Source organism: Rhodanobacter ginsengisoli, from assembly GCF_042657065.1.
Classification (GTDB): Bacteria; Pseudomonadota; Gammaproteobacteria; order Xanthomonadales; family Rhodanobacteraceae; genus Rhodanobacter; species Rhodanobacter ginsengisoli.
This window is the reverse complement of the sequence record NZ_JBHSNF010000003.1, coordinates 572,072-587,733: the sequence shown is the minus strand read 5'-3', so window position 1 is coordinate 587,733 and position 15,662 is coordinate 572,072. Positions and strand designations below refer to the sequence as shown.

The following is a 15,662-nucleotide window of genomic DNA, read 5'->3' as shown; positions in this document are numbered from 1 at the left end:
ATCACCATGACTGCTTACAAGGCCCCACTCGATGATCTGCGCTTCACCCTGTTCGACGTGCTGGGTGCCGAGCCGACCCTGACCTCGCTGCAGGGTGGCGAAGGACACAGCCGCGACCTGCTCGACGCCGTGCTGGAAGAGGCCGGTCGCCTCAGCGAACAACTGCTGGCACCGACCAATGCGCCCGCCGACGCCGAGGGCTGCCACTTCGACAAGGCGACCCAGACGGTGACCACGCCGAAGGGCTTCAAGGAGGCGTTCAAGCAGTTTGCCGACGGCGGCTGGACCGGCCTGACCAACCCCGAGGCGTTCGGTGGCCAGGCGCTGCCCGGCGTGCTGGGCACCGCCACCACCGAGATCTTCCAGTCCGGCAACCTGGCCTGGAGCCTCTATCCGCTGCTGTCCGAAGGCGCCACCCATGCGATGGCCATCCACGGCGAGGAGTGGCATCGCGAGCATTACATGAAGCCGATCGTCGCCGGCCGCTGGACCGGCACGATGTGCCTGACCGAGCCGCAGGCCGGCTCCGACCTGGGCCTGCTCAAGACCCGCGCCGAGCCGGGCGACAAGGATGCCGCCGGCCATCAGAAATACCGCCTCACCGGCACCAAGATCTTCATCAGCGCGGGCGAGCACGACCTCACCGAGAACATCGTGCACCTGGTGCTGGCCCGCCTGCCCGATGCGCCGGAAGGCAGCCGCGGCATCTCGATGTTCATCGTGCCCAAGTTCAAGGTCAATCCGGACGGCTCGCTGGGCGAACGCAACAGCGTCGCCGCCGGCGCGATCGAGCACAAGATGGGCATCCACGCCTGCTCCACCTGCGTGATGAACCTGGACGGCGCCGAGGGCTACCTGATCGGCAAGCCGCACAAGGGCCTGATGGCGATGTTCACCATGATGAATGCCGCGCGGCTGTCGGTCGGCGTGCAGGGCCTGGCGCTGGCCGAGCGTGCGCTGCAGAACAGCCTCAACTATGCCCGCGAGCGGTTGCAGTCGCGCGCGCTGTCCGGCCCGAAGTTCCCCGACAAGCCGGCCGACAACCTGCTGGTGCAGCCGGACGTGCGCCGCATGCTGCTGACCCAGCGCGCCTTCGTCGAAGGCTCGCGCGCGCTGCTGCTGTACACCGCACTGCAGACCGACATCGAGTCGCGCGGCGTCGACGAGGCGGCACGCCGGAAGGCCGGCGAGCTGGTCGCGTTCCTGATCCCGATCGCCAAGGGTGTGGTCACCGAACTGGCGCAGGAGTGCACCAAGGAGGCCCTGCAGGTCTACGGTGGCCATGGCTACATCGCCGAGAACGGCATGGAGCAGTTCGTGCGTGACGCCCGCATCATCACCCTGTACGAGGGCACCACCGGGATCCAGGCGGCCGACCTGCTCGGCCGCAAGATCATGCAGTTGCAGGGCGTGGGCTTCAAGCACTTCCTCGAGGAGATCAGCGCGTTCTGCCAGCAGCACAGCGCCGACGAGGCCCTGCGTTCCTTCATTGCGCCGCTTGCGGTCGCCACCCGGAACTGGAGCGACCTCACCCTGAAGCTGGCCGAACGCGTGCAGGCGAATCCGGAGGAGCTCGGTGCCGCCGCCACCGACTACCTGTACTACTCCGGCTATGTCGCGCTCGCCTACCTGTGGGCACGCAGCGTAGCGGCCGCGGAAGCCGGCACGCAGTCGGCGGCCTTCAAGCAGGCCAAGCGCGACACCGCGACGTTCTACTTCGCCCGCATCCTGCCGCGCTGCCTGACCCACCAGGCCGCGATCGAGGCCGGGGTGGACAGCCTGCCCGCGATCGCCTGAGCCATCACCTGCAAGACAGAAGAAGGCCCGGGGTTTCCCGGGCCTTCTTTTTTGCACCATGTCCTGCCGACGTTGGCGGCGGCGCTTCACCTCGAAGGCGATGCCGTCAGCCTGCGTCAGATGATGTGCCGAAGCAGGTCACCTTTGGCTCAAAAGCGACATCGTCCCGGCAGCCAGCGAAACCTCAGGCGTCGTAGCCGTCCTGCGGGGAATAACCACTCATCCGCAGATACTGCTGGATCAGCTCCTCGTGAACGTCGGCGACCGCCAGCAGCTCGCGCGCCAGGGCTTCCTGCGCGACCACTATGCCCGACGGAGCGGGTACGGCCGGTGGCGCCTTGGCGATACGCAGGGTGGGCGCTTCCAGCTGGGCCATTTCGGGCTCGAGCAGATGAGAGATGTCGTAGGCCATGTCATTCATGCAGTCACCAAAGCAACAGTCTTGCCAACTGGCTCGCACTGGCGATGCGGGCGTCACCACGCCGGGCAACGCGGTTGTCCCGCGGCCGGACAAGCGGGCTATATTGCCTTGCCGGTGATGGCCACTCGAGATTCACCGGCTGGACCGTTGCGACCACCCGGACGGATCCGGCAAGGGTTGGACGCGACGCTTGAGATGCATCCGAACCGGTGGCGGCGCGCAGGCATCGAACACCGGGCGACCCATCCTCACGGGAGATTGCGATGAAGTGGCTACTGGCGTTCGTTGCGGGTTTCGTTTCCACCCTGGCATTTCATCAGGGACTGCTGGAGTTGTTGCATCTGGCCGGGGCATTTCCGCACCCGGCCTGGAACATGACCCCGGTGCCGCCGCTGGGCGTGCCGGCGGTGCTGTCGCTGGCCTTCTGGGGTGGACTGTGGGGCATCGTGCTGTGGGCCTTGATCCGCAACCAGCATGGCGGCAAGCGCTGGCTGTGGGGCGCCGTATGGGGCGCGCTGCTGCCCAGCATCGTCGCGCTGTTCGTGGTGTTTCCGATGAAGGGAATGCCGGTGGCCGGCGGCTTCGATCCGAAACTGATCCTCGGCGCGCTGCTGCTCAACGGCGTGTGGGGGCTGGGTGTGGTCGGCCTGATGAAGCTGTACCGGCAAGGCTGATGCCACGCATCTGCCCGGCACGGGCGGCCCCGGCCCGGGACTCGCCCGCACGGACGTGATCGGCGCGATCACCGGCGAGACTTCCCGTTTCGCCGGTGATCGCCATGTCGACCGCAGGATCCGGACATCGTGGCGGCATGCCGCCGGCCCGTCTCCATGCGGGCCGGCTGAGCAGCCCACCCAATCAACCGACGCTTCGGGAACGGCATGACAAAGCAGCTCTGGATGATCGGCCGCATGGCACTCGTCGTGCTGATGGCGCTGGCCGCATTCCTATCCGGCGCCTGGGGAGCGCTGGCACTGTGGTACCAGTTGCCGGGTCGTCTGCTCGTGCGCACGCTAGGCAGCACGCTCTGGGCCCTCGCCGTGGTGGTGCTGGTCGCCGTCGCGATCGGCCGGCACAGCTGGCTGCCGCTGCTCGGGTACGCGGCGATCCACGCGATCCTGTTGCTGTGGTGGATCGGCATCGCGCCATCCCATCAGCGGATCTGGGCCGACGATGTCGCCCGCCTGCTCACCGGTACGGTGCAGGGCAACCACGTCATCCTCGACAACGTGCGCAACTTCCACTGGCGCAGCGACAGCGACTACGACATCCGCTGGGAGGTTCGCGAATACGACCTCGACCGGCTGGTCTCGGCCGATGCCGTGCTGTCCTACTGGGGCAGCCAGGCGATCGCCCACGCGATGATCTCGTTCGGCTTCGACGACGGCCGCCACGTGGTGTTCTCGGTGGAGATCCGCAAGCGGCGCGGCCAGCAGTACTCCCCGATCGGCGGCTTCTTCAAGCGCTTCGAAACCATTCTTGTCGCCGCCGACGAGAATGACATCATCCGCGTGCGCACCAATGTGCGCGGCGAGGACGACTACCTGTATCCGCTGCGCATGGACAGGGCCGCCATGCAGGCGTTGTTCCTGTCCTATGTCCAGGCCGCGAACCGGCTGGCCGGGCGACCGGCGTTCTACAACACCTTCACCTCGAACTGCACCACCATCGTCTACCGCATGGCGCGGCAGATCGACCCCGGCCTGCCGTGGGATGTTCGCCTGCTGCTGACCGGCTACCTGCCGGAATATCTGCACGAGGTGGGCGCGCTGGATCGCAGCCTGCCGCTAGACACGCTGCGCGAACGGGGCCGCATCACCCTGCGCGCGCGGGGCGCGACGGCACAGGACGATTTCTCCCGCGTCATCCGTGCCCCGCAGCCACCAGCCGGCGCGCTCAGCCCGGCTGCGCCGCCAACGTGAAGCGCGTCACCCGCCTGACCGGATCGGCCTCGACCAGGGTCACCCTGACCTCGGCGCCCAGCGGCAACGGTGCGCCGCCGGATACGCCCGCCTCGATCGCGGGACCGCGCAGGATCACCCGGCCCCGGGTCGGATCGCTCGTGGCGACCTCGACGATGGCTCCATCGAACATCCCACCCACCTGCGGCGCCAGCACGGCGGCCTCGGCCAGGTCGAGCACGGCCCTCTCGTATTGCCGCGCGCGACGGCCGGAAGCCTGCATCGTGGCCGGCAGCCCGGGCAGCGCGGCCCGGACCCATTCGGGGATGGGCTGGTTCGCACACAGCGCCACGCACACCTCGCCGGTGTAGCGATCGACCAGCCGGCGCAGCGGCGCGGTGGCATGGGTGTATTCCGCGGCGAGGGCCGAGTGCATCGGCTGTTCGGGCAGCACTCCGTCGAACGCCGCATAGCCGGCCCCGCGCAACACCGTGGTGCAGGCGGTCAACATCGCCACGTGGGTATCGTTGGCGGGATCCAGCGAGCGGATGAATCCCGGGTAGTCCAGTTCGGCCGGCCACGGGATGTCCAGTGCCGAGGCGGTGATCCGCAACCGCCGGATCGCCTGCGGGTCCGCCTCGGGCAGGGTGCGCAGCAAGCCGACGCCGGCCCGCACCATCAGATGCGCCGCGGCCATGCCGGTCAGCAGCGAGATCTGTTCGTTCCATTCCTCCACGGCCATGCGCGCGCGGAAGGTCAGCGTCCAGCGGCCGGCGGCGACCGTGATCTCCTGCTCCGGCAGGGGCAGGCTGACCCCGCCGCGGGCCTGCTCGCGCTGCTTGCGCAACTCGCCGATCTCACGCAGCACGGCCCACATCGGCTGGCCCCTGCCGGCGTCGATATCCCGCTGCACGCTGGCGTAATCCAGCCGGGCGCGACTCCTGACCAGTGCCCGCTGCACGTCGACGGCGATACCCTCGCCGCTGCGGTCCAGGTCGATCGTCCACAGCAGCGCCGGACGCGGCTGATCGGGCAGCAGCGAGGTGGCCCCTTCCGACAGGACCTTCGGATGCAACGGAATCTTCGCGTCCGCTCCATACAGCGTCTCGCCGCGCCGGTTCGCCTCACGATCGACCGGATCCCCCGCAGTCACGAAGGCGGCGACATCGGCGATCGCGTAGTACACCCGGTAGCCGCCCCGGGTCCGCTGCACATGCATCGCCTGATCCAGGTCCAGCGATCCGGCCGGATCGAGCGTGACCAGCGGCAGGTCGCTGCGATCCAGCTGCGGCAACCGCGGATTGGCAGCCGCCGCCGCAGCCGCGGCCTCGACCTCGGGCGGAAAGGCCGGCGGCAATTTCAGCTCGTCCTGGATATCGCGCATGCCCTGCACGAGCACACGGTCGTCGGTGGACTGGATATGGATGCGACGCGTAGTCGACACGGACATTTTCCCGCTGTTGATTTCGATCGGCGATCAGGGCGCCCCCTGCCCGCGCGTCGGTCGCGCCGGCAAAATATACACGCGTCGCTGCGGCAGGACTTCCATGGCCAGCACACAAGGTGTAGAAACGGGCTGGACAACTCCACCGACTATCGATTCCCCATGACCGATACACCGCTGTTGATCCGTCTGGCCGAAGACGACGACGATTTCATCCTGGCGCTGGTGCCACGCTTCGTGGACTTCACCCTGCCCCCGTGGCGGCGTCGACACGAATGCATCGAGGGCATCCGTCAGGACCTGCTCCGGCACCTGGAGGACCAGCCGGCGAACAGCTACCTGTTCGTGGCCGAGGATGCGGGTGGCACCCGGGTGGGTTTCATCCATCTGCAGCGCACCGCGGATTTCTTCACCGGGCGCAGCAACTGTCATGTTTCCGATCTGGCGGTGGTGCCGGAACACGAGGGCAACGGTGTCGGCAAGGCACTGCTGGCGCATGCCGAGGAGTGGGCGCGCGAACACCACTGCCACATGGTCACCCTGGCGGTGTTCCCGGGCAACGTGCGTGCACGCGGGCTGTACGAGGCCAGTGGCTACGCAGAGGACCTGCTGAGGCTGGCCAAACCGGTCCGCTGAAGTCATCAAACGAAGAAGCCGCCCGAGGGCGGCTTCTTCTTGCTGGTGCCGATGCAAGCCCGGCAATCAGTTCGTGGTCGTACCGGCTGCCGCCTCGGCCCGCTCACGTGCATCCAGGCGCTGGGCCAGGCGATCGACGTTGGCCAGCGACAGCAAATGCGCGTAAACCCAGCCGAGCACGCCATCACGCAGGAACTCGTGGGTGACCTTCTCGTCCAGCGCACGCAGCTTTTCCTCGTTGACCACGAACAGGCCAGCGAGATTGATCGAGCGCCCGTCCTGGCCGCCTTTCTGCAGTTGCACGTTGCGCGGCTCCAGCAGGTCATGCTTGACCAGCTGCTGCATGAAGTAGCGGGTGCGGGTGATGTTCTGCTGGAATTCGCCCAGGAAGTTGACGGCATTGGTCAGCAGTTCGGTGTCGCTGCCGTCTTCCTTGAACAGACGCTCGCCATCCACGTTGTTGAAGCCTTCGTAGTGCTCATCGAGGAACACGGTGAAGTCCTCACCTTCCTGATCGGCCGGCTTCTCGGCGAGAACGAACGGATAACGCCGGATGAATCCCGGAATGTAGACGTTCGGCGCCCATTGACCCTCGGCATCGACAAACAGGTTTTCGTTCTCGCGCAGGCCCAGCAGCGCGATCGGACCGGCGTTGGACATTTCGGTACCGGCGAACACGATCAGCAGGTCGCGGGCGGCAATACCGAACTCCGCACCGGTCAGCGGTACCGAATGCGTGTTCATCGCGAACTTCAGGTTCGGCATCGCCTTGAGGCGCAGGTCCTTGTGTTCGGCACGATTGAGCGGCACCGGACGCTCGTAGAAAATGACTTCAGCCACGTTGATCCACCTTTGCCCTCGCCGTGCCGGGTCACCACCGAAGCGCCCCTACCAAACCCGGCGCAGGGTCTGTGTTGACTGTCGATCATATCAGCGCTGCCCGGTGGCGGCGACTGCCCGGCCGCCCGCCTGCATGCGAATTGCAATCGAATTGTTCTATGCTGCCCCCAGACAAGCACCATGCATTGCCGAAACGCTCTTTCGAAGCCCTGGCTGAAGGACGATTTACATGCTGATGGATGTGTCAATCCGGGCCGATCTCAACGCGACCCGCGTGTTGTCGCTGGACGCCGCCGGCAGGATCCTCGACTGGATCAGCTGGCAGGACGCGGTTTGCCTGTATGTCCGCGACGCGGTCGCCTGGACCCTGGGCGACCCCTGCCTCACCGTGCATGGTGGCCACAACCGTCTGCTTGGCGTGCAGAGCCAGCTGCAGCTGCATCCGATCGTGGCCAGCACCGGCCATTGCCGGGAACACGCGATCGACCCGGCACCGGCATTGACCAACACGGCGCTGTTCGCCCGCGATCGCCACATCTGCCTGTATTGCGGTGAGCACTTCACCCGTGCCGAGCTGACCCGCGACCACGTGCTGCCGATCTCCAAGCGTGGCAAGGACGAATGGGAAAACGTGGTCAGCGCCTGCCTCGCCTGCAACCTGAAGAAGAGCAACCGCACGCCACAGCAGGCCAACATGCCGCTGCTGGCGGTGCCGTACCGGCCCAGCTGGGTCGAGCACCTGATCCTGTCCAACCGCAACATCCTGGCCGACCAGATGGAGTTCCTGGTCAGCCGCCTGCCGCGCGACCGACGACCGATCAACGCCTGAGGGGACTTCACCCGGGCGTACCGTTCCCGCCGTCACCGTTTTCGTCGTTGTGGAGGTCGCGCGCATCCTGCTCGATCGTGTCGATGCTGGTGTAGGCGGTGTGGGCCAGCTTGCGGTAGTGCTTGCGGATCCGGTCGAGGTCCTCCTCGTCCAGTTCTTCGAGGTCCAGCAGCGCGTTGTGCGCCTGACTGGTGCGGATCAGCTCGTCCAGCTTGATCTGCAGCGCCGCGGTATCCCGGTTCTGGCTGTTCTGGATCAGGAACACCATCAGGAAGGTGATGATCGTGGTCGAGGTGTTGATCACCAGCTGCCAGGTATCGCCGAACCCGAACAGCGGGCCCGTTGTCGCCCATACGGCCACCAGGGCGACGGCCAGGATGAACGCCATCGGCTTGCCGGCATAGCGCGACGTGGTTTCGGCAAAACGGCGGAACAGCTTGCGTGCGGACATGGCCGGATTCCTCGATGCGTGGGCTGGACGCAGCGTCACTTCACGGATGTCTGCGGCACGTGCAGACGCTTTTCCGGCGGCCTTGCCCCGAACCGTTCACATGCCTGCCCTTGCCCCGCCCCGCCGCTGGGCCAACAATACGCAGATGAACGACCTCACCCGCTACCCCCATCTCGCCCCGATCGAGACGCCCGCCGATCTGCGCCGCGTCCCCGATGACGAGTTGCCGGCCGTCGCCGACGAGCTGCGCCAGTACCTGATCGAAGCCGTGGCCAGCTCCGGCGGCCACTTCGGCGCGGGCCTGGGCGTGGTCGAGCTCACGGTGGCCCTGCATCATGAATTCGACACGCCGAACGACCGCCTGGTGTGGGACGTCGGCCACCAGTGTTATCCGCACAAGATCCTCACCGGTCGCCGCGACCGCATCACCACGATCAAGAAGAAGGATGGCCTGGCCCCGTTCCCGCGCCGCGAGGAAAGCGAGTACGACACCTTCGGCGTCGGCCACTCGTCCACCTCGATCTCGGCGGCGCTGGGCATGGCCATCGCGGCGCAGCGCAAGGGCGACCAGCGCAAGGTGGTCGCGGTGATCGGCGACGGCGCGATGACCGCCGGCATGGCATTCGAGGCACTCAACCACGGCGGCGACGTCGAGCCCGACATGCTGGTGGTGTTCAACGACAACGGCATGTCGATCAGCGAGAACGTCGGGGCGATGACCAAGGTGATGGCCCGCGCGATGGCCAGCCGCCGGCTCAACGAATGGCGCGAGCGGGCCAAGCGGGCGATCCCGAAGCAGTCCTTCATGGGCCGCTTCTTCAAGCGCTGGGAGGAACATGCCAAGGGCATGTTCGTGCCCTCGACCCTGTTCGAGGAACTGGGTTTCCATTACACCGGGCCGATCGACGGCCACAACATTCCGCAACTGCTGCAGGCGCTGCGCACGGTGAAGCACCTGCCCGGCCCGCAGCTGCTGCACGTGATCACCACCAAGGGCAAGGGCTACGCCCCGGCCGAGCAGGCGCAGATCGAATACCACGCGGTCGGCCCGTTCGATCCGCAGGCCGGCCTGGTCAAGAAGAACGCGCCGGCCAAGCCCAGCTATACCGACATCTTCGGTGACTGGCTGTGCGATCAGGCCGCCGCGGACGAGCGCCTGCTCGCGATCACCCCGGCGATGCGCGAGGGCTCCGGGCTGGTACGTTTCTCGAAGGAATATCCGCAGCGCTACTTCGACGTGGCGATCGCCGAGCAGCACGCGGTGACGCTGGCCGCCGGCATGGCCTGCGAGGGCGCCAAGCCGGTGGTCGCGATCTATTCGACCTTCCTGCAGCGCGCCTACGATCAGGCGATCCACGACGTGGCGCTGCAGAATCTCGACGTGACGTTCGCGATCGACCGCGCCGGCGTGGTCGGCCCCGATGGCGCCACCCATTCGGGCAGCTTCGATCTCAGTTTCCTGCGCTGCCTGCCGAACTTCGTCATCATGGCGCCGGCCGACGAGAACGAGTGCCGCATGATGCTCAGCACCGGCTTCGGCTACGCCGGTCCCGCCGCCGTACGCTACCCGCGCGGCAGCGGCCCCGGCGCGGCGATCCATGAGGCACTGGATACCCTGCCGATCGGCAAGGCCGAGCTGCGCCGGCGCGGTCACGGCCTGGCCCTGCTCAGCTTCGGCGCGATGCTCGCGCCCGCGACCACGATCGCCGGCGAACTCGACGCCAGCCTGGTCAACATGCGCTTCGTCAAGCCGCTGGACGAGGCGCTGATCGTGGAGTTGGCGAAAACCCACGACGCGTTCGTGACGCTGGAAGACAACGCGATCGCCGGCGGTGCCGGCTCCGCCGTGGCCGAGTGCCTGGCCGCGCACGGCATCACCCTGCCGATCCTGCACCTGGGCCTTCCCGACGTCTATCTGGAGCACGGCAGCCGCGAGGAAGTGCTGAGCATGGCGGGCCTGGACCTCCCCGGCATCCGCACGGCGATCAATGCACGCTTCCCGCAGTTGAGTGCCACCCACGCGGCCAGCGCCGGCTGACGCGGCAACGAGGCATCGCCCCGGCAGCATGAGATGCGCGCTCCGCGGCATCCTGCATTTCTCGACACGGCTCGAGATCGCCCGGAAAGGCGGGCCCGGATCAGGTAGTGCCTGCTCGTCAAGTCCGATCCATGTTGCCCGCCACGTCTGCGCTGTGTGCGCCCTTCACGCGCGCAGGCTGGCTCCGCTGACGCGGTCGCGCAGCTCGAGATCCCGCGCCGTGAATACCTGTGCATACCCTGCCTTCAGCAGCAGCGCGCGTGCCGCCTTACCCTGGTTCCAGCCGTGTTCGAACAACAGCCAGCCGCCGGACTGCAGGTGCTCGCGCCCGTCGATCACGATGCGGCGGATATCGTCCAGCCCATCCTCGCCCGAGGCCAGCGCGCTGGTCGGCTCGAAGCGCAGGTCGCCCTGCGCCAGGTGCGGATCGGCCGCTTCAATGTAGGGCGGGTTGGAAACGATCATCGCGACTCGCCGCTCGCCCAGCGGGGCCAGCCAGTCGCCTCTCATGAAGCTGACGTTGGCGATGCCCAGGCGCTGCGCGTTGCCGCTTGCCACGGCGAGAGCCTCGGCACTGGCATCGGTGGCGATCACGTTTGCCCGCGGCCGCTCGCTGGCGATGGCCAGGGCTATGGCGCCGCTGCCCGTGCCCAGATCGACCACGGTCACGCCGGTGTCCGGCGGCAGTCGTTCCAGCGCCAGCTCCACCAGCAGCTCGGTCTCCGGGCGCGGGATCAGGGTAGCCGGGGTCACTTCCAGGTCCAGCGACCAGAAGCCGCGGCGGCCGGTGATGTAGGCCACCGGCTCGCCCGCCGCGCGGCGTTCGACCAGGGCCGCATAAGCCGTCTGGACGTCCATACCGAGCACGTCTTCCGCGTGCGTGAACAGCCAGCTGCGTGGCTGCTCCACGACATGCAGCAGCAACAGCTCGGCGTCGGCCCGTTCGCCGAGCCGTTGCGCGGCCTTGGCCAGCACGCTGCGCACATCAGGCATCGGGCGCCGCCCCCTGCTCCGATGAGGGCGGCAGCTGCGGCGGTGTCACTCCCCGCTTCGGCTCGCGCTTGCGCCAGTAGCCGCCGTGCGTCCACGCATCGAACGCCCAGCGCATCCAGCCGATCAACGCGTTCGCCAGCCACAGCGCCCAGGCCAGCATGGCGATCTTGTAGACCCACAGCGAGACGCTGAACACGCCGCCAAGTGGCAGCGCATTCGCGCTCTGGTCGGCAAACCAGTGCAGGTTCCAGGCGCTGGAGTTGTTGCCGGCCACGTGCATGTCCGGCAGCCCCAGCAACCCCTTCGGCACGGCACTGATCAGCACCGCCAGCGCCAGCAGGGTCAGTGCGGCCAGCGCGCATTGCAGCAGGTTGAAGCGGGTCGCACTCCATCGTTCGGCCGGCGCCCCGCGCGCGCGCAACCCCAGCAGGATCATCCATGCCGCCACCAGCGCATAGGCACTCCAGGCGAATGCGGAGAAGCCCAGCCCGAGCAGCAGCCAGTGGCGAAAACGTAGCGGCGTGGGTGCAAACCGCGCGAGCAGCCATGCCGCCAGCAGGAGGACGACCAGCTGCGACCAGTACAGCACCGCCGGTCCATCGGTGGGGCCCCAGGTCCACAGCACCCAGCGATCCTGCGGCAGCTGCAAGGCCAGGTCGATGTTCGCCACCGGCGCGTGCAGCGCGAACGTCGGCGTGTGCATGCGGGCGGAGATGCCCCGCGGTTCGCGCAGGCGCAGCGAGTAGGCATGGCTGCCCGGCAACAGCGGCAGGCTGAGTTTGCCGTCGCGTATCGCCAGGTTGATCGATTCGCCGTCGCGCTGCGCCTGCAGCAGTTCGGCGCCGGCCGGCAGGTCGATCGCGTGTTCGCCGCCGCGCGTGCTGCGCGCCTGCAGGGTCAGGCGGGTTTCGGTGGCGCGCTCGCCGGCCGTGCTGGCCATGCTCACCCCATCGAAGGCCAGGCTGGCACCGTCCACGGCGACGGGCTGGCTGAAAGCGAGCTGCAGGGTCTCGCCCGGCAGCGGCTGGTACAGCAGACCCTGGTCACTGGCGCTGGTCGGCACACCCTTCGCATCGACATGCCACATCGGCGCGGCATCGATCTGCCAGACTTCGGCGCGCTCACCCAGTCCGGGTGCCTTCAACGCCAGCTGCGGCGCATGATCGAGGCGACTGTTCCAGCGCACCACGTTGCTGTTCGCGTTGAAGGTGATGTCGATGCGACCGTCCTTCACCGGCACGCCCTCGCCCAGTGGATGCTCACCCGGCAGCAGCGGCAGCGTGATGCTGAAGCCACCTTCCCTCGGCGCGATCCGTTCGACCACGTTCTCGACCGTCCAGTCGACCCCGAGAACCAGGGTGCGGGTCAGCCGGACATACGGAGGAAAACTCTGCGCCGCGGCCAGACGACGGCCGTCACTGCCGGTACGCGTGCGATGCAGGGCAATGCTGTCGCCCAGCGCGCGGCCGTCGTCGATCCCGTCCGCCGACCAGCCCTGGCCGGAAAACACGACGCGTTGCGGGTGCAGCGGGAAACGCAGGCTGACGGTGTCGCCCGCACCGATGCGGTAACGCAGGCCGACCCGGTGCACACCGCGATCCAGTCGCAGCAGCAGCTGATCGCCCTGGCGGGTCAGCGCGGCATCGGCGTGACCGTCCACGGCCACGTCGAGCAGCTGCAGCCCCTCGTCGGCCTGCGGCAACGCCAGGGCGACCGGCGTGCCGATGTGCGCGTCCAGTTCGAGGTCGAGCGTGTCGTCCTTGATCTGCAGTTGCGCCTGGGCCAGATCGGCACAGGCGGGCGCGCACTTTGGCGCCTCGGTCAGGCGGCTGCGCAGCTGGGCCAGCAGCTGCTGGTCGGGCAGGCCTTGCGCCTGCGCGCCATGCGTCGACAACATCAGCGCCAGCAGCGCCGCACTCGCCGCGCTGCCCCGGCGCCAGCTTGCCCAGCGGCCTTGCCACGGCGACAGCAGGGTCGTCACCAGCTTCGCCAGCAGCGCGGCCAGCAAGACCACCATGGCCACCCGCAACAGCCGCACCAGCCATGCCGGCGCGATCACCAGCCGCGTGCTCTGCTGCGCCGTCACCGGACCGGACCAGCCGAGGCGATAGTCGTTGCCTTCGTCCCAGTGCGGCATGCCGGCACCCGCCTGGATCAGCGTGCGCGAGCCCTGGTCCAGGCCATTACGCTGAGCGGCCGTAATCGTCGAAGCCGTTACGACCACGGACTGCAATCTGGAACCCCGGGCCGCGCCACCGGCCAGCATGGATTGCTGTGCCGGGGCGTACTGCACGGCATTCTCGCTGATCTCCCCGGTGGGAGACGCCGGTGACGGCGCCGGTGCTGCACGTTCCTGATTGGCCTTGAGTTCCGGCTCCTGCGGCGCATTCATCGCGAGCTCGTCCTGCGCGGGCGGCTCGATGAAATTCGCCGACACGATGCGGTTCTGAATACCGCCCTGGTGGCCGCCCTCCAGCTGTGGATGCAGGGCATATTGCAGCTGGCTCGCGGCGAACGGCAGCGTCCACAGCACGGCGAGCGCGAACACGCCGAGCGTCCCGATCCGCGCTGCCGAGCGCAATCGCCCCTCAGGCAGCGCCCGCAGCAGCAATGCCAGCGCCAGCACCACGGCCAGTGTCCACAGCGGCGCGGTGTTCTCGTGCTGGGCCAGCGCCAGATAGCCGGCGGCCAGCAGCGCCCATGGCCAGCCGAGCAGGCGTCCCGCCAGCAGCGCGATCAGCGCCACCACGAACAGGTCGAGCAGACTCCATTGCGCCACCCACGAATCGGGCGAACGGTCCGCGCCGATCGCACCGAGCAGACGGTAGCCGTAAGGCAGATGCAGGGTCGCGTCGATCCCGTCCAGCGGCACCTGCCAGCCGGAACTGGGGATCGCCGCGGCGTGGCCGGGCAGGCGCAATCCCGCCTGCAGATCGAGCTGGCGATCGCGCAATTCGACGCCGCTGGCGCCGTGCTCGCCCTGCGTGATCAGCAGCGGTTCGCCGTTCTGCGCCGCGCGCTGCAGTTGCCACGGAGTGCTCACGTCCAGTCGCTGGTGATGACGCAGCTCGCCGTTCAGCCGGTCGGCGACGCTGAGGCCGCCGCCGTCGAAGTCCAGCCACAGCTGGCGATGCAGGCGCAGTTGATCGCCCTGGCCGCCTTCGTCACCGCGTGTGCCCTGCTCGATGGCCAGGCCGGCGCCATCGTCCAGCGCGAACGCCGGCAAGGCGGCCCAGTCGCCCGGCACGCCCGCTTGCGCGGCATCGATGGGACGGCCTTCCACCCGCGTGCCGCGCAGGGCGGGGTCATCGGCATAGCTCCAGATCTCCTGCCGCGGCCACGGCGCCGGCGGCAGCTTCAGCGCCACCTTGCCCAGTGGCTCGACGCTGCGGGCATCCAGCGTGACGGTCCACTGGCCCGGTCGCAGTTGCACGCGCAGGCGACCATCGCCCTCCAGCCGCGCCGGCAGATTGCCGGACAGCGCCGTCGCCACGAAGCCCGCCGGCAATGCCGGACCAAGCAGCTGCTCGCGCGCGCTGCCGGTGACGTTGAACTGCAATCGGGTCTGCAGGGTGGCGGGCAGTCCGTCCTGCAGGCGCCGGTAGACGCGCAGCGCCAGCGCGTCGGAAGCCTGTTGTGCCGCCGCGGCCTCGCCCAGGGTCAGCTGCTCGCCATGGCGTTCGATGCGCGTGACCGCGGCACCGTCGACCTGCAGCGCAACCAGTCCGATCGCCGCCGGAACGCGCAAGCGCGCGGGGCGCGTGGACCAGGGCAGGACGCCGCTGAGCCGGTAGTCGCCCGGGGTCAGCCACAGCATCGGCACGCCGCCACGCTGCAGCACGGTCGCCGCCTGCCGGTTGGCGCTGACCTGTTGCGGCCAGTTCCTGCCGTCGCCCGGCAGCGCGACCCAGCTTGGCGCATCCACATGCACCTGGAGGCTGAAGCGACCGCCGTCCTGGCCGGCATCGATTGTCAGCCGACCGGGCCAGGCGCACTGGTAGGTGCCGGGAGTCGGCATCTGGTTGGCGAGGAACGGGCAGTCGTGCCGGGGCACGTCATGCAGCACCCAGCCCTGCCAGTCGCGCAACGGCGGCGGGATGTCCTGCGCCGGCAACGGCGCAACGAGCAGCAACCCCAGCCAAACCGACAACCCCAGACGCAGCAGACCCCATGATCGACCCGACATGCCCTTCTCCCTGTGTGCCGCACGGCCGGCACAGTGTAGGCGGTAGACGGCAGGCATACAGCGTGGCCTGCATCCTGCGGCGGCCATCCCACGTATCTGGATACAGCGCCCCCGCACCCTTCATAC

12 protein-coding genes are annotated in these 15,662 nt (G+C 68.1%); 6 read left to right on the top strand and 6 right to left on the bottom strand.

Annotated features, from left to right (window positions below; all coding sequences use genetic code 11):
* The first annotated feature begins 6 nt into the window (after positions 1-6).
* Complete coding sequence (locus ACFPPA_RS16000; RefSeq protein WP_377321685.1) at positions 7-1,797, top strand: acyl-CoA dehydrogenase C-terminal domain-containing protein; 1,791 nt, start codon at positions 7-9, stop codon at positions 1,795-1,797.
* Positions 1,798-1,981: 184 nt separating this feature from the next.
* Here the strand turns inward: ACFPPA_RS16000 and ACFPPA_RS15995 are convergent, their stop codons facing one another.
* Complete coding sequence (locus ACFPPA_RS15995) at positions 1,982-2,218, bottom strand: hypothetical protein (RefSeq protein ID WP_377321683.1); 237 nt, start codon at positions 2,216-2,218, stop codon at positions 1,982-1,984.
* Between the two features lie 263 nt (positions 2,219-2,481).
* Here ACFPPA_RS15995 and ACFPPA_RS15990 point away from each other — a divergent pair, with 263 nt between their 5' ends.
* Positions 2,482-2,892, top strand: a complete 411-nt coding sequence (locus tag ACFPPA_RS15990) for a hypothetical protein (RefSeq protein WP_377321681.1) — start codon at positions 2,482-2,484, stop codon at positions 2,890-2,892.
* A 207-nt stretch (positions 2,893-3,099) separates the two neighbouring features.
* Positions 3,100-4,140 carry an Lnb N-terminal periplasmic domain-containing protein gene (locus tag ACFPPA_RS15985; protein WP_377321679.1) on the top strand — a complete coding sequence of 347 codons (1,041 nt, stop codon included), beginning with the start codon at positions 3,100-3,102 and terminating at the stop codon, positions 4,138-4,140.
* Here the strand turns inward: ACFPPA_RS15985 and ACFPPA_RS15980 are convergent.
* Complete coding sequence (locus ACFPPA_RS15980; protein WP_377321677.1) at positions 4,115-5,563, bottom strand: RNB domain-containing ribonuclease; 1,449 nt, start codon at positions 5,561-5,563, stop codon at positions 4,115-4,117. The genes ACFPPA_RS15985 and ACFPPA_RS15980 overlap by 26 nt on opposite strands.
* Positions 5,564-5,725: 162 nt before the next feature.
* Between ACFPPA_RS15980 and ACFPPA_RS15975 the strand changes: the two genes are divergently transcribed.
* On the top strand, positions 5,726-6,199 hold the full coding sequence (locus ACFPPA_RS15975) for a GNAT family N-acetyltransferase (protein WP_377321676.1): 474 nt from the start codon (positions 5,726-5,728) through the stop codon (positions 6,197-6,199).
* Positions 6,200-6,265: 66 nt separating this feature from the next.
* On the opposite strand, the gene ACFPPA_RS15970 is transcribed toward ACFPPA_RS15975, so the two are convergent.
* The gene (locus ACFPPA_RS15970) at positions 6,266-7,039 is read right to left on the bottom strand and encodes a SapC family protein (RefSeq protein WP_377321675.1); all 774 of its coding nucleotides are present in this window, start codon (positions 7,037-7,039) and stop codon (positions 6,266-6,268) included.
* A 229-nt stretch (positions 7,040-7,268) separates the two neighbouring features.
* Here ACFPPA_RS15970 and ACFPPA_RS15965 point away from each other — a divergent pair, with 229 nt between their 5' ends.
* Positions 7,269-7,868, top strand: coding sequence for an HNH endonuclease (locus tag ACFPPA_RS15965; protein WP_377321673.1), 600 nt, complete (start codon positions 7,269-7,271; stop codon positions 7,866-7,868).
* A 7-nt stretch (positions 7,869-7,875) separates the two neighbouring features.
* Here ACFPPA_RS15965 and ACFPPA_RS15960 read toward each other — a convergent pair whose 3' ends face one another.
* Entirely contained in the window at positions 7,876-8,319 is a 444-nt protein-coding gene (locus tag ACFPPA_RS15960; protein WP_377321671.1) for a low affinity iron permease family protein, read from the bottom strand.
* Positions 8,320-8,464: 145 nt separating this feature from the next.
* On the opposite strand from ACFPPA_RS15960, the gene dxs reads away from it, so the two are divergent.
* Positions 8,465-10,357 carry a 1-deoxy-D-xylulose-5-phosphate synthase gene (gene dxs, locus ACFPPA_RS15955; RefSeq protein ID WP_377321734.1) on the top strand — a complete coding sequence of 631 codons (1,893 nt, stop codon included), beginning with the start codon at positions 8,465-8,467 and terminating at the stop codon, positions 10,355-10,357.
* A 165-nt stretch (positions 10,358-10,522) separates the two neighbouring features.
* Here the strand turns inward: dxs and prmC are convergent, their stop codons facing one another.
* Both prmC and ACFPPA_RS15945 read right to left on the bottom strand, forming a co-directional pair.
* Complete coding sequence (gene prmC, locus ACFPPA_RS15950) at positions 10,523-11,350, bottom strand: peptide chain release factor N(5)-glutamine methyltransferase (RefSeq protein ID WP_377321669.1); 828 nt, start codon at positions 11,348-11,350, stop codon at positions 10,523-10,525.
* Positions 11,343-15,536, bottom strand: a complete 4,194-nt coding sequence (locus tag ACFPPA_RS15945) for a hypothetical protein (RefSeq protein ID WP_377321667.1) — start codon at positions 15,534-15,536, stop codon at positions 11,343-11,345. The genes prmC and ACFPPA_RS15945 overlap by 8 nt, the downstream gene beginning before the upstream one ends.
* Positions 15,537-15,662: the final 126 nt, after the last annotated feature.

What these genes read in the sequence shown, in the direction of transcription:
- ACFPPA_RS16000 (WP_377321685.1), top strand. Translation starts at nt 7, where the DNA reads ATGACTGCTTACAAGGCCCCACTCGATGATCTGCGCTTCACCCTGTTC.
- ACFPPA_RS15995 (WP_377321683.1), bottom strand. Translation starts at nt 2,218, where the DNA reads ATGAATGACATGGCCTACGACATCTCTCATCTGCTCGAGCCCGAAATG.
- ACFPPA_RS15990 (WP_377321681.1), top strand. Translation starts at nt 2,482, where the DNA reads ATGAAGTGGCTACTGGCGTTCGTTGCGGGTTTCGTTTCCACCCTGGCA.
- ACFPPA_RS15985 (WP_377321679.1), top strand. Translation starts at nt 3,100, where the DNA reads ATGACAAAGCAGCTCTGGATGATCGGCCGCATGGCACTCGTCGTGCTG.
- ACFPPA_RS15975 (WP_377321676.1), top strand. Translation starts at nt 5,726, where the DNA reads ATGACCGATACACCGCTGTTGATCCGTCTGGCCGAAGACGACGACGAT.
- ACFPPA_RS15965 (WP_377321673.1), top strand. Translation starts at nt 7,269, where the DNA reads ATGCTGATGGATGTGTCAATCCGGGCCGATCTCAACGCGACCCGCGTG.
- ACFPPA_RS15960 (WP_377321671.1), bottom strand. Translation starts at nt 8,319, where the DNA reads ATGTCCGCACGCAAGCTGTTCCGCCGTTTTGCCGAAACCACGTCGCGC.
- dxs (WP_377321734.1), top strand. Translation starts at nt 8,465, where the DNA reads ATGAACGACCTCACCCGCTACCCCCATCTCGCCCCGATCGAGACGCCC.
- prmC (WP_377321669.1), bottom strand. Translation starts at nt 11,350, where the DNA reads ATGCCTGATGTGCGCAGCGTGCTGGCCAAGGCCGCGCAACGGCTCGGC.
- ACFPPA_RS15945 (WP_377321667.1), bottom strand. Translation starts at nt 15,536, where the DNA reads ATGTCGGGTCGATCATGGGGTCTGCTGCGTCTGGGGTTGTCGGTTTGG.